This is a genomic window from Streptomyces sirii (genome assembly GCF_045690365.1).
GTDB lineage: Bacteria > Actinomycetota > Actinomycetes > Streptomycetales > Streptomycetaceae > Streptomyces > Streptomyces sirii.
The window spans coordinates 5,185,373-5,198,037 of sequence record NZ_CP147982.1 but is presented as its reverse complement, the minus strand read 5'-3'; the positions used below and the strand labels follow the sequence as shown (position 1 = coordinate 5,198,037).

Here is a 12,665-nt window from a genome sequence, read left to right as displayed (position 1 = left end):
GACCCTAACTCCCACCACTGACAATCGGCCCGGTCCCGCAGCTCAACGGCCGCATCGCCATCCGCGCGCAACAGCGCGTTCACAGGGCCCCGGCCACAATGGGCCCGTCGACAAGGGGGAATCATGATCCGCTTCGAGCACGTCACCAAGAGCTATCCCGACGGTACGAAAGCCGTGGACGACCTCACCTTCGAGGTCGCCGAGGGGGAACTGGTCACGCTCGTCGGCCCCTCGGGCTGCGGCAAGACCACCACGATGAAGATGGTCAACCGGCTCGTCGAGCCCACCAGCGGACGCATCCTCCTCGACGGCGAGGACATATCCGCCATCGACCCCGTCCAACTGCGGCGCCGCATCGGCTATGTCATCCAGCAGGTCGGGCTCTTCCCCCACAAGACCGTCCTGGACAACACCGCCACCGTCCCGCACCTCCTCGGCCGGCCGCGGGGCAAGGCCAGGGCCCGCGCCGCCGAACTCCTCGACCTGGTCGGCCTGGACCCGTCGACGTACGGCGACCGCTACCCCGACCAGCTCTCCGGCGGCCAGCGCCAGCGCGTCGGCGTGGCCCGCGCACTCGCCGCCGATCCGCCCGTGCTGCTGATGGACGAGCCCTTCGGCGCCGTGGACCCGGTCGTCCGCGAGCACCTCCAGAACGAGTTCCTGCGGCTGCAGTCCTCGCTGCGCAAGACGGTCCTGTTCGTCACCCACGACATCGAGGAGGCGGTCCGGCTCGGCGACCGGATCGCGGTCTACGGGGCCGGGCGCATCGAGCAGTTCGACACCCCCGCGACGGTGCTGGGCGCCCCGGCGACCCCGTACGCGGCCCGGTTCGTCGGCGCGGACCGGGGCCTGAAGCGGCTCTCCGTCACGCCCGTCGACCCCGGTGACCTCGAACAGCCGCCGATCGTCCGCCTCGACGACCCCGTAGCCCGCGCCGCCGAGCGGCTGGCCTCCGAGGGCGCGCCGTGGGCGGTCGTCCTGGAGGCCGACGGGTCACCGTACGGCTGGGTGGCGGCCTCGGCACTCACGGGCGCGGTGGGCGGCCCGGCGGCCGGCCGCGGTCTCGACAAGGCGCCACGGGGCACCGTCCGTGAGCACGCCCGGCGGATGGACGCCTGGCTGCCGCCGGGCGCTCCGCTCAAGGACGCGCTCAGCGCGATGCTGCAGCACGACGCCGGCTGGGTCGCGGTCCGCGACGGCGAGCGTCATCTGGGCGTTCTGACGCCCGCCGGGCTGCACGGCGCGCTGCGCCGCTCCACCGCCGCGGACGCCGCGAAGCTCCCGCGCGGCGAGGTGTCCCTGGACACGGTCCCGGTCGCGGGGGCCTGACCTCGGACGACGGCGCACCGGGGCGGCCGCGGTGTCACGCCGCGGCGTCCACCCCGCCGTTTCCCTCGTCGTCCGGCAGCTTGCACACCCGCTCCAGGAAGATCGCCGCGGCGACCACGGCGGCTCCGGCGACCACCGACAGACCGGCGTAGATCGCCTGGTCCCGGCGCGGTGCGACATCGAGCCCGGCGGTGAGCAGGAAGACGCCGACGCCGCCGTAGAGGCCCGCGACCAGCGACGCCACCAGCGCGCTCGCCTGCCCGAAGACCACCGCCCGGGCGGCCACCAGCGGATCGACGCCCTTCGCGCCGGGCCGGCGCTCACGCTGGGCGCGCAGCCGCGAGCGGAGCGAGAGGGCGGTGGCGGCGAGCACCGCGGCGATCAGTGCCAGCACGATCGGCGCGGCCACCGGGACGCTGGGCAGCGTCCCGAACGAGTCCCACAGCCGGGCGCCGCCCCAGGCGAGCACCCCGGCCGCCAGGAACAGCCCGACCAGCACCTTGATGTGTAGCTGCTTCACCGAGCGATCGCCCCTCGCACCGTCATGACCATTCCTGCCGTCACGACCATCTTGCCGTTATGGCCGCGCTGTCCGTTCCGTACGCATGCCTCCCGCAGGGAACCGACCCGCAACCCTAACGGCTACTCCGGCAGCCGCAGTTCCAGATCCGCCCGCGGCGCCACGCCGGTGCGTCCGATCGAGGAGAGGAGTTCGGTCACCGCGCCGCGCCCGGGGACCACCGCTTCGGGGTCGATGTCGTGCCACGGCACCAGCACGAACGCCCGCTCATGGGCGCGCGGGTGCGGCAGCGTCAGCCGCGGGTCGTCGGAGAGGACGTCCTGATAGGCGACGATGTCCACGTCGATCGTGCGCGGGCCCCAGCGCTCGTCGCGGACCCGCTCGAAGGCCTCCTCGATCGCGTGTCCGCGCTCCAGGAGGGAGTCCGGCGGCAGCGTCGTCTTGATCAGCACCACGGCGTTGAAGTACGACGGCTGGCTGCCCGGCGCCACACCCCACGGCTCGGTCTCGTACACCGGGGAGACCGCCTTGACCCGCAGGCCGGGGGTGTCCTCCAGCGCGTCGACGGCCCCCTGGAGGGTCTCCAGGCGGTTGCCGAGGTTGCTGCCGAGGGAGATCACGGCGCGTTTGGGGTTGGAGAGCGTCACGTCGGCGGCGTCAACCTGCTCCACCACCGAGGCGGGCACCGGCTGTACGGTCGGGTCACTGCTGCTCATACTCGGCTCCGAGTGATGGTGATGGTCACGTCGTCGAAGGGGACGGTGATCGGCGCGTCCGGCTTGTGCACCACCACCTCCACTTCCTGCACGCCCTCGTGCTTGAGGCACTGGTCGGCGATGCGCTCGGCCAAGGTCTCGATGAGGTCCACGGGCTCGCCCTCCACGACGGCCACCACCTCCTCGGCCACGACCCCGTAGTGCACGGTCTTCGCGAGATCATCGGAGGCTGCCGCCTGGCGGGTGTCCAGACCGAGGACCAGGTCGACGATGAAGGTCTGGCCTTCCTCGCGCTCACGGGGGAAAACCCCGTGGTGGCCCCGGGCCTTAAGGCCACGCAGCGCGACACGATCCACGCGAATCACTCCCACTGGTCCACGGCACCTCTGGCGCCACTGATCGTCGGTTCCGGGCAGGCGCCGGAGCGATCCGGCAACACTGCCCCGCCATCGAATCTACCTTCGGGCACCGACAGTCCTCGCCCACGGGGGCTATGGACAAGACCCCGACCTACTGCTAGGCGCGGCGCACCCGCGGGCCGGGAGATCGTCCGCGCGGCCTCTTACCCCCCTGCCCACGCCCCACCCCTACCCGTGCCGCACTTGGCTCGAACGGGTGCGCCCTCGCCCGGATCGCTGACGCCCGCCGCTGACGCTTTGCGCAGGCCAACGCCGTGAGCGCAAGGGCGGGCGGCCATGGCAAGGCTCACACGCCGCCCCGCCCGGCCCCGCCCCTCGGCAGAGCCCTTTCAGCGGGCGTACGCCCGGGGCACGCCCGCGGACGCGTTCACAGGGCGTCCTCGTCGCCCTCGCCCTCCCCTTCCTCGTCCTCCTCGTCCTCGCGGTCCGCCAGCACCGGCGAGCCGTGGTGCGACCACACCCGCCAGCCGTGCTCCGTGCGCCGGAAGACGTTGGTCGCGACGACCAGCTGGCCGATCAGCGGCCCCACCGAGCCGTCGTCCTCGGCGGGCCCGCCGCTGAGGATGTTCTCGGTGCAGGTCACCAGCGCGGTGTCGCCGATGACATCGATCTCCACGTCCGTGAGGAAGAACTGGATGTACTCGGTGTTCGCCATGATCAGGGCGTACGAGCGGAGCACCTCGCCGCGCCCGCGCAACACCGGCCACCCGGGGTGGACCACACTCACCTGACCGTCCAGCCACAGCTCGGACAGCGCTTCGTGATCGCCGCGCTCGATGGTCTCGTACAGGGTCGTGTTCGCCTGCTCGACCAGCTCGATGTCCGTCTGCGGGCCCAAGCCGCTCACACCGTTCCCGTCGTCTTCGCCGTCGTCCCGCCGGCAGCGGCCGCGCCCCCATGGGCGGACATCGCCGCACCCTCCACGGCACGGGCCACCCGTACCGCGTCCGCGCTCGCCCTGACCTCGTGCACCCGCACCGCCCAGGCCCCCTCTCGCGCCACCATCGCCGATACCGCCGCCGTCGCGGCGTCCCGCTCCCGGGCCGGCGGCGGGGCGGCTCCCTCACCGCCCGCCAGCACCCTGCCCAGGAACCGTTTCCTCGAAGCCGCCACCAGCAGCGGCCGTCCCAGCGCCCGCAGCCGCGCCAGCTGGGCGACCAGCGCCAGATCGTGCCCGGCCTCCTTGGCGAAGCCGAGCCCCGGGTCGATGACGATCCGGTCCGGGTCGATGCCGCCGGACACCGCGCGGTCCATGGCCTGCGCGAGCTCCTCGACGACCTCCGCGACCACGTCCCCGTAGACGGCGCGGTTGTTCATGTCGATGGACTGGCCGCGCCAGTGCATCACGACGAACGGGACGTGGTGGGCGGCCACCACCGGCACCATCGCCGGGTCGGCGGCGCCCGCGCTGACGTCGTTGACCAGCCGCGCCCCGGCCTCGACCGCCTGCTCGGCCACCGAGGCGCGCATGGTGTCGACGGAGACCACCACGCCGGCCGCGGCCAGCTCCCGGACGACCGGGACGACCCGGCGCAGCTCCTCGGCCTCGTCCACCCGCGCCGCGCCCGGCCGGGTCGACTCGCCGCCCACGTCGACGATGTCGGCGCCCTGCGCCACCAGGTCGAGACCGTGTTTGACGGCGAGTTCGGTGTCGAACCACTCGCCGCCGTCGGAGAACGAATCGGGCGTCACGTTCACGACGCCCATCACCGCGCAGCGGTCCCAGTCCGGCAGTCCGGCCACCCGGCCACGCAAGGTACTCATGGCACCAGCGTAGGCCGTGTGCCGACCGGCCGGATTGCGGCCGTCGCGTGCCGGTACGCGCCAGCCTCCGGGCCGTCGTGGCCCCGGGCGGCCGGGTCGGGTGCCCGTCAGGCGGCCCGCTCGATCGCGCCCGCCGCGTGGACCGGCTCCACGGTGTGCGCGCACGGCCGCGGCTCGGCGGCGTTCCTGCGGCGCAGTACGCGCGGCAGGCCCAGCTCCAGATAGCCCTCGGCCTGCAGTGCCGCCAAACCGATGCGCGGAATGTCGCGACTGTTGCGGAAGACCACGAAGCGGGGCTCCCAGCGTGGCCGGAACTTGTCGTTGAACTTGTAGAGCGACTCGATCTGGTACCAGCGGGACAGGAAGATCAGCATCCCCCGCCAGATCCGGATGACCGGACCCGCACCGAGCTTCTCACCGCGCTCCAGGGAGGAGCGGAAGACCGCGAAGTTCAGCGACACCTGCTTGATGGCGAGGTCGGGTGCGGCCTGCAGCGCGGCGACGATCAGCAGCTCGTTCATGCCGGGGTCGGCGCTGCGGTCACGCCGCATCAGCTCCAGGGAGATGCCGTTGTCGCCCCACGGCACGAAGTGCTGCATCGCCTTCAGATCCCCGTAGGGGCCGGGCTCCTCGCCCTCGGCGACGGGCAGATGCGCGGTGGCGATCACCGCGTCGCCGTCGGCCACGGCGTCGATCCGGCCCAGCGCCATGGAGAAGCCGCGCTCGGTGTCGGTGTCCCGCCAGGCGTCGGCGGCCTGCTGGATCCGGGTCAGCTCGGCCGGGTCCAGATCGCGCACCCGCCGCACCCGGGTCTCGTAGCCGTTGCGCTCGATCCGCTTGACCATCTGCCGCACATTGCGCATCGCGCGCCCGGAGAGGGTGAAGTCGGCCACGTCCACGATGGCCTCGTCGCCGAGTTCCAGGGCGTCCATGCCGGTTTCCCGGGTCCACACCTGGCCGCCGGTCTCACTGCAGCCGGTGACCGCCGGCGTCCAGGAGTGCGCCCGCGCCTCCTCCATGAAGCGCTCGATGGCGCCCGGCCAGGCCTCGACGTCGCCTATCGGGTCGCCGCTGGCGAGCATCACGCCGGAGATCACCCGGTAGCAGACCGCGGCCTTGCCCGACGGGGAGAAGACCGCGCCCTTGTCCCGGCGCAACGCGAAGTAGCCGAGCGAGTCCCGGGCGCCGTGCCGGGCGAGCAGCTCGCGCAGCCGCTGCTCGTCCTCGTCGGTCAGCCGGGCCGCCGGGTGCTCGGGGCGGAAGGCGAGGTACGCGGTGGTGGCCACGGTCAGCAGGCCCAGCGCGCCCAGCGAGTAGCCGACGGTGTAGTCGACCTGGTGGGTGTAGCCGACCGGGCCCTCGAAGCCGAACAGGCCCCACAGGACGTGCTGGGCGCGCTCCCAGAAGGACGGCGAACCGACGATCTTGTGGGGGTGGGAGCTGACGATCACCATGCCGATGGCGAAGCAGGCGCCGCCGAGGACGACGAGGTTGGCCACCGCCTTCCAGCGGCTGCGGGGGTCGGGCAGGGCCGCGAACTCCCGCCGGTGCCACACCAGGAACACCAGCAGCGCCAGCGAGAGCAGCGCTCCGAAGACGGAGTGGCGGTACACCAGCTGAGCGGCGATCCCCACCGGGAGCAGCGCCACGGCCGCGCCCCAGGCCCGTCGCTTACGCCGCTTGAGTCCATGGGCCAGCAGGAGCAGCAGGATGCCGACGACGATGGAGGCGGCGGCCGCCAGCGGACTCACCGCGCCCGGCAGCACCTCGGCCAGGGCGTGCACCCGGCTGTGCCGGAACCGCGGAAACACCCCGGCGGCCAGGTTCAACAGGCCGACGATCACTCCGGCCGTCCCGACGACCCCCGGCACCGACTCGGGCCGCGGGCCACGGAGCCAGCGTGGCGTGCGCCACGCAACCTTCCCCGACTTTTCGCCATCTAGCCTGTCAGACATCACTTTCCCGTCGCCCCGGTCGAGAGAACGTGCGAGCCTTGTCGCAGCATCTGGACTTTTTGCGCCCTGTATGACGGCGTTTCAGGGCTCGGGGTTCCCATAGCGGCACGGGGATGGCCCGGCCGCCCGGAAGAAAGCACCTCATGGGTCTCACCAGCAAGAAAGTGCTGCTTCTTGCCGTCCTCGTCGCGGTGGCACTTTTCATCCTCACCATCTGGCTCTGGCCGCGCCTGTCCAAGGGGAACTGGCGCACCGTCCTGGGGCGCGTCGGACTCCTGCTGGCGACCCAGCTCACCGTGTTCGCCGCGGTCGGCCTGTCCGCCAACAATTCCTTCGGCTTCTACGCGTCCTGGGCCGACCTCTTCGGCCAGGAGCAGGAGCCGGGCGTGGTGACGAACTACCAGACCGGGCCGAACGGCACCAAGCTGCGGATGCTGGGCACCGAGCGCATCAGCGTCCAGAACGGCTCCCGGCCGGCAGCCGCCGGCCGGATCGACAAGGTGCTGATCCAGGGCGAGCATTCCAGGATCGCCAGCCCCGCATTCGTGTATCTGCCGCCGCAGTACTTCCAGAAGAAATACGCGAACAAGAAATTCCCGGCGGCGTTGGTGCTCACGGGCTACCCGGGCACGGCAGAGGCCCTGTACAAGAAGCTGCATTTCCCGCAGACCCAGCACGAGCTGCTCAAACAGCGCAAGATGCAGCCGACCGTCCTGGTGATGATGCGGCCGACCGTGGCGCCGCCCCGCGACACCGAGTGCGTCGACATACCGAACGGCCCGCAGACCGAGACGTTCTTCACCAAGGACCTGCGCGCGGATATCGCCGAGCACTACCGAATAGGTCGCGAGGCCAGGAACTGGGGAGTCATGGGCGACTCCACCGGCGGCTACTGCGCGCTGAAGATGACCATGCGCCACCCCGAGGCGTACTCCTCGGCGGTCTCGCTCTCCGGCTCGTACAAGGCGCCGCTGGACGCCACCACCGGCCCGCTCTTCGGCGGCAGCAAGCGGCTGGAGCTGGAGAACGACCTGCTGTGGCGACAGCGCAACATGCCCGCTCCGCCGGTGAACCTGCTGGTCACCAGCAGCAAGCAGGGCGAGAGCAACTACCGGCACACGCTGCGCTTCATCGAGCAGACGAAGTCGCCCAGCCGCGTGTCGTCGATCATCCTCGACAGCGGCGGGCACAACTTCAACACCTGGCGCCGCGAGATCCCGGCAGCCCTGCAGTGGATGGGCAACCACCTGAAGGCCTGACGGGCAGAGCCGTCGCGGCGGAGTACGTACCCGCCGCGACGGAGACGCCCCGGGGCGTCAGCGCGCCAGTATCAGGCTCATAGCCTCGGCCCGCGTCGCCGCGTCCCGCAGCTGGCCGCGGACGGCCGACGTCGTGGTCTTGGCACCCGGCTTGCGCACCCCGCGCATTGTCATGCACATGTGCTCGCACTCGATGACGACGATCACGCCGCGCGGCTCCAGGATCTCCATCAGGGAGTCCGCGATCTGCGTCGTCAACCGCTCCTGGACCTGCGGACGGCGGGCGAAGACATCGACCAGCCGGGCCAGCTTCGACAGGCCGGTGATCTTGCCGTCGGTGGACGGGATGTAGCCGACATGCGCCACGCCGACGAACGGCACCAGGTGGTGCTCGCAGCTGGAGACCAGCTCGATGTCCTTGACCAGCACCATCTCGTCATGGCCCAGGTCGAAGGTGGTCGTCAGCACGTCCTCCGGCTTCTGCCACAGGCCGGCGAAGATCTCCTTGTACGCCCGTGCCACCCGCGCCGGCGTCTCCAGCAGCCCCTCGCGGTCCGGGTCCTCGCCCACCGCGATGAGCAGCTCGCGAACGGCGTTCTCCGCACGCTTCTCGTCGAACGTGCCGATCTTGCCGCCGACGTCCAGCGTCACAGGGTCGGTCATGTGGTGCCTCGTTCCTTCTGCGCCCGCTCAGCATCACGGGTGGAATCGCGAAATGCCGCGCCCCCCAGACTAAGCCTGAGGGACGCGGCATTTATTCCGGGGGCCGAATGGCCCGGGGAGGTCAGCTCTCCGTGCGCGGCTCCTCGGGAGCCTCCGCCTTCTCCGTCGAGACGGTGGCCGTCGTCGTCACGGAGCCGTTGGCCGGGGCCAGCTCCTTGGGCGACAGCACCGGCGGGCGGCTGGAGGGCGTACGACGCGAGGAGCCGGTCCACGCCGGGCGGGCCGGGCGCTTGACCACGTGCTTGAAGAGCTCGGCGATCTCCTCCTTGTTGAGCGTCTCCTTCTCCAGGAGCGTCAACACGAGGTTGTCGAGGATGTCGCGGTTCTCGACCAGGATCTCCCACGCCTCGTTGTGCGCGGTCTCGATCAGCTTCTTGACTTCCTCGTCGACCAGCGCGGCGACCTCTTCGGAGTAGTCGCGCTGGTGACCCATCTCACGGCCCAGGAAGGGCTCGGAGTTGTCGGTGCCGAACTTGATCGCGCCGAGCCGCTCGGTCATGCCGTACTGCGTGACCATCGCGCGGGCCGTGGCCGTGGCCTTCTCGATGTCGTTCGCGGCACCGGTGGTCGGGTCGTGGAAGACCAGCTCCTCCGCCGCGCGGCCGCCCAGCATGTACGCCAGCTGGTCGAGCATCTCGTTGCGGGTGGTGGAGTACTTGTCCTCGTCGGGCAGGACCATGGTGTAGCCCAGGGCCCGGCCGCGGGACAGGATCGTGATCTTGTGGACCGGGTCGGAGTTCGGTGAGGCCGCCGCGACCAGGGCGTGTCCGCCCTCGTGGTACGCGGTGATCTTCTTCTCCTTCTCGGACATGATCCGGGTCCGCTTCTGCGGGCCGGCCACGACGCGGTCGATCGCCTCGTCCAGGAAGTGGTTGTTGATCAGTTTCTCGTCGCTCCGGGCCGTCAGCAGCGCGGCCTCGTTCAGGACGTTCGACAGATCGGCACCGGTGAAGCCGGGGGTGCGCTTGGCGACGGCCGAGAGGTCGACGTCCGGCGCGACCGGCTTGCCCTTCTGGTGGACCTTGAGGATCTCCAGACGGCCCTGCAGGTCCGGACGGTCGACGGCGATCTGCCGGTCGAAGCGGCCGGGGCGCAGCAGCGCCGGGTCGAGGATGTCCGGACGGTTCGTGGCGGCGATCAGGATGACGCCGCCCTTCACGTCGAAGCCGTCCATCTCGACGAGCAGCTGGTTCAGCGTCTGCTCGCGCTCGTCGTGACCGCCGCCGAGACCCGCGCCACGGTGGCGGCCCACCGCGTCGATCTCGTCGACGAAGACGATCGCCGGGGCGTTCGCCTTGGCCTGCTCGAAGAGGTCGCGGACCCGGGAGGCACCGACACCGACGAACATCTCGACGAAGTCGGAGCCGGAGATCGAGTAGAACGGGACGCCCGCCTCGCCGGCGACGGCGCGCGCCAGCAGCGTCTTGCCCGTTCCGGGCGGGCCGTACAGCAGCACGCCCTTGGGGATCTTGGCGCCGACGGCCTGGAACTTGGCCGGTTCCTGCAGGAACTCCTTGATCTCGTGGAGCTCCTCGACGGCCTCGTCCGACCCGGCGACGTCCGAGAAGGTCGTCTTGGGGGTGTCCTTGGTGATCAGCTTCGCCTTCGACTTCCCGAAGTTCATCACCCGGGAGCCGCCGCCCTGCATCTGGTTCATCAGAAACAGGAAGACGACCACGATGAGGACGAAGGGGAGCAGCGAGAGCAGCACACCGACGAACGGGTTCTGCTTCGACGGCGAGACGGTGTACCCGTCCTTGATTTCGCCGGTCTGGTACTTGGCCTGCAGGTTCTTCGCCAGATCGACGCCCTGGTCGCCGATGTAGCTCGCCTGGATCTTGTTGGAGCCGTCGACCTTGTTGGAGCCGGACAGCTCGACCTTGATCTTGTTCTCGTCACCGGTCGTCAGCTCGGCGGACTTCACCTTGTTGTCAGCGATCGCCTTGACGACCTGACCGGTGTCCACCGTTTTGTAGCCGCCGGACGAGCCGACGACCTGCATCAACACGACCACGGCGAGGACGGCCAGCACGATCCACATGACCGGCCCACGGAAGTATCGCTTCACGTCCATCCATACGGAGCCGTTAGCGGCCCCGTCCCTCCTGCCACAGTGAGGCACAACGCCCTCTGAGGGCTGGTCGTGCGACGGTGTATTACTGGCCCGAAAAAGAACTGCCTTCGGACGGTACCCCAGCATTGTCACCCGGCGCCTGCGCCGACAGTGAACATGAAGCCGAGGATTCCGTTCTCCCTGCTCCAACGGCGGGAAGCCCGAAAGGGTTCCCGCCGGTCGGAAGTGGCGGTCTCAGCCGCCGTAGACGTGCGGGGCGAGGGTGCCGACGAACGGCAGATTGCGGTACTTCTCCGCGAAGTCCAGGCCGTAGCCGACGACGAACTCGTTGGGGATGTCGAAGCCGATCCACTTCACGTCGATGGCGACCTTGGCCGCGTCCGGCTTGCGCAGCAGCGTGCACACCTCAAGGGAGGCGGGCTCGCGCGAGCCGAGGTTGGACAGCAGCCACGACAGCGTCAGGCCGGAGTCGATGATGTCCTCGACGATCAGGACGTGCTTGCCCTTGATGTCGGTGTCCAGGTCCTTGAGGATGCGGACCACGCCGGAGGACTGGGTGCCCGCGCCGTAGGAGGACACGGCCATCCAGTCCATCGTGACCGGGGTGGACAGCGCACGCGCCAGGTCCGCCATCACCATCACGGCGCCCTTGAGGACGCCGACGATGAGCAGGTCCTTGCCCGCGTACTCCGCGTCGATCTTCGCGGCCAGCTCCGCCAGCTTCGCGTCGATCTCTTCCTTGGTGATGAGTACCGCCTGAAGGTCGGCGCCCATGTCCTTGTCGTCCACCCGTGCCACTCTCGCTCGGTTCGGTGTTCACGCCAGTCGTGAGACTGCAGAAGTCGTGTGACTTCACAGGCCGGGCGGCGTCTGCGGCTCAGCCCTGCCGAATGACCAGTCTGCCACCCTGCCGGCGGACACCCACGCGCCCGGGGAGGTTGATGGCCCCCTGCCCCCTCCAGGCGGTGATCAGCCGGTCCACTTCCTCGATGTGGCGGGCGAAGAGCGAACCGGCCGGAGAACCGGCGGCGATGACCGCCCGGCGCAGCACCCGGCGGCGGACCGCGGGCGGCAGGGCGAACAGGGCGGCGACGTCGAGGGTGCCGGAGTCGTCGAGCACCGTGCCCTCGGCCGCGGCGGCCCAGGCGTCCAGTGCGTCGGCGTCGTCGCGGGAGAGCTGGGCGGTGCGGGCCAGCGCCTCGACGACGCCCTTGCCGAGTGCCTTCTCCAGGGCGGGCAGCCCTTCGTGGCGCAGCCGTGAGCGGGTGTAGGCCGGGTCGGTGTTGTGCGGGTCGTCCCAGACGGGCAGCGACTGGATCAGGCAGGCCTTGCGGGCGGTCTGACGGTCGACGTCCAGGAAGGGGCGCCGGTAGCGGCCGTCCGTACCGGAGCTCGCGGCCATCCCGGAGAGCGAGCGGGTGCCGGAGCCGCGGGCGAGGCCGAGGAGCACCGTCTCGGCCTGGTCGTCGCGGGTGTGGCCGAGGAGGATCGCGGCGGCGCCGTGGCGCTCGGCGGTGGCATCGAGGGCGGCGTAGCGGGCGTCCCGGGCGGCGGCCTCGGGACCGCCCTCGCGGCCCACGGTGACGGCGACGACCTCTACGGGGTCCAGCCGCAGGGCCCGCAGCCGCAGGGCGACCTCGGCGGCGCGGAGATCGGAGCCCTCCTGGAGGCCGTGGTCGATGGTGACGCCCCCGGCGCGGACGCCCAGCTTGGGGGCCTCGAAAGCGAGAGCGGAGGCGAGCGCCATGGAATCGGCGCCGCCGGAGCACGCGACGAGCACGAGCGGGGGCTCGTGCCGGTCCTGTGCGCAGTGGTGGGTGAGCACGTCGTGGAGTACGCGGCGGACCGCCAGGCGTATCGCGGCGACCGCTGGATGGGGACCCATGTCCGTTTCCAATCGTTCAGC

Annotated in this window: 12 protein-coding genes; 2 read left to right on the top strand and 10 right to left on the bottom strand. The window is 70.6% G+C overall.

From position 1 onward, the window contains the following. Positions 1-123: 123 nt before the first annotated feature. A complete protein-coding gene (locus WAB15_RS23525; RefSeq protein ID WP_407287453.1) occupies positions 124-1,329 on the top strand; it encodes an ABC transporter ATP-binding protein in 1,206 nt (401 codons plus the stop codon). A 34-nt stretch (positions 1,330-1,363) separates the two neighbouring features. Here WAB15_RS23525 and WAB15_RS23520 read toward each other — a convergent pair whose 3' ends face one another. The 6 genes from WAB15_RS23520 to WAB15_RS23495 all read right to left on the bottom strand — a co-directional run bounded on the left by WAB15_RS23520 (position 1,364) and on the right by WAB15_RS23495 (position 6,703). Next, positions 1,364-1,849, bottom strand: coding sequence for a DUF3180 domain-containing protein (locus WAB15_RS23520; protein ID WP_399150781.1), 486 nt, complete (start codon positions 1,847-1,849; stop codon positions 1,364-1,366). 122 nt (positions 1,850-1,971) lie between these two features. Further along, positions 1,972-2,565, bottom strand: a complete 594-nt coding sequence (gene folK / locus WAB15_RS23515; RefSeq protein WP_399150780.1) for a 2-amino-4-hydroxy-6-hydroxymethyldihydropteridine diphosphokinase — start codon at positions 2,563-2,565, stop codon at positions 1,972-1,974. After that, positions 2,562-2,921: a dihydroneopterin aldolase gene (gene folB, locus WAB15_RS23510; RefSeq protein ID WP_393498688.1), complete on the bottom strand. Its 360-nt coding sequence runs from the start codon at positions 2,919-2,921 to the stop codon at positions 2,562-2,564. Before folB ends, folK begins: the two co-directional genes overlap by 4 nt. A 430-nt stretch (positions 2,922-3,351) precedes the next feature. Then, positions 3,352-3,822 (bottom strand): nuclear transport factor 2 family protein, encoded by a 471-nt coding sequence (locus WAB15_RS23505; RefSeq protein ID WP_407287452.1) that lies wholly within the window; start codon positions 3,820-3,822, stop codon positions 3,352-3,354. Positions 3,823-3,827: 5 nt separating this feature from the next. Next, positions 3,828-4,748: a dihydropteroate synthase gene (folP, locus tag WAB15_RS23500; protein ID WP_399150778.1), complete on the bottom strand. Its 921-nt coding sequence runs from the start codon at positions 4,746-4,748 to the stop codon at positions 3,828-3,830. A 107-nt stretch (positions 4,749-4,855) separates the two neighbouring features. After that, a complete protein-coding gene (locus tag WAB15_RS23495; protein WP_399150777.1) occupies positions 4,856-6,703 on the bottom strand; it encodes a phosphatidylglycerol lysyltransferase domain-containing protein in 1,848 nt (615 codons plus the stop codon). Between the two features lie 143 nt (positions 6,704-6,846). Between WAB15_RS23495 and WAB15_RS23490 the strand changes: the two genes are divergently transcribed. After that, positions 6,847-7,962: an alpha/beta hydrolase gene (locus WAB15_RS23490; protein WP_399150776.1), complete on the top strand. Its 1,116-nt coding sequence runs from the start codon at positions 6,847-6,849 to the stop codon at positions 7,960-7,962. Positions 7,963-8,019: 57 nt separating this feature from the next. On the opposite strand, the gene folE is transcribed toward WAB15_RS23490, so the two are convergent. The 4 genes from folE to tilS form a co-directional block, all read right to left on the bottom strand. Next, positions 8,020-8,625 (bottom strand): GTP cyclohydrolase I FolE, encoded by a 606-nt coding sequence (gene folE / locus WAB15_RS23485; RefSeq protein ID WP_399150775.1) that lies wholly within the window; start codon positions 8,623-8,625, stop codon positions 8,020-8,022. A gap of 121 nt (positions 8,626-8,746) precedes the next feature. After that, the gene (gene ftsH / locus WAB15_RS23480; RefSeq protein ID WP_407287451.1) at positions 8,747-10,759 is read right to left on the bottom strand and encodes an ATP-dependent zinc metalloprotease FtsH; all 2,013 of its coding nucleotides are present in this window, start codon (positions 10,757-10,759) and stop codon (positions 8,747-8,749) included. Positions 10,760-10,993: 234 nt separating this feature from the next. Further along, positions 10,994-11,533 (bottom strand): hypoxanthine phosphoribosyltransferase, encoded by a 540-nt coding sequence (hpt, locus tag WAB15_RS23475; protein WP_399150806.1) that lies wholly within the window; start codon positions 11,531-11,533, stop codon positions 10,994-10,996. Positions 11,534-11,636: 103 nt separating this feature from the next. Next, complete coding sequence (tilS, locus tag WAB15_RS23470; protein ID WP_399150773.1) at positions 11,637-12,644, bottom strand: tRNA lysidine(34) synthetase TilS; 1,008 nt, start codon at positions 12,642-12,644, stop codon at positions 11,637-11,639. Between the last annotated feature and the right edge of the window lie 21 nt (positions 12,645-12,665).

Excerpts from the sequence above, each read along its gene's own strand:
- WAB15_RS23525 (WP_407287453.1), top strand. The coding sequence starts at position 124 with ATGATCCGCTTCGAGCACGTCACCAAGAGCTATCCCGACGGTACGAAA.
- folK (WP_399150780.1), bottom strand. The coding sequence starts at position 2,565 with ATGAGCAGCAGTGACCCGACCGTACAGCCGGTGCCCGCCTCGGTGGTG.
- folP (WP_399150778.1), bottom strand. The coding sequence starts at position 4,748 with ATGAGTACCTTGCGTGGCCGGGTGGCCGGACTGCCGGACTGGGACCGC.
- WAB15_RS23495 (WP_399150777.1), bottom strand. The coding sequence starts at position 6,703 with ATGTCTGACAGGCTAGATGGCGAAAAGTCGGGGAAGGTTGCGTGGCGC.
- WAB15_RS23490 (WP_399150776.1), top strand. The coding sequence starts at position 6,847 with ATGGGTCTCACCAGCAAGAAAGTGCTGCTTCTTGCCGTCCTCGTCGCG.
- folE (WP_399150775.1), bottom strand. The coding sequence starts at position 8,625 with ATGACCGACCCTGTGACGCTGGACGTCGGCGGCAAGATCGGCACGTTC.
- ftsH (WP_407287451.1), bottom strand. The coding sequence starts at position 10,759 with ATGGACGTGAAGCGATACTTCCGTGGGCCGGTCATGTGGATCGTGCTG.
- hpt (WP_399150806.1), bottom strand. The coding sequence starts at position 11,533 with ATGGGCGCCGACCTTCAGGCGGTACTCATCACCAAGGAAGAGATCGAC.
- tilS (WP_399150773.1), bottom strand. The coding sequence starts at position 12,644 with ATGGGTCCCCATCCAGCGGTCGCCGCGATACGCCTGGCGGTCCGCCGC.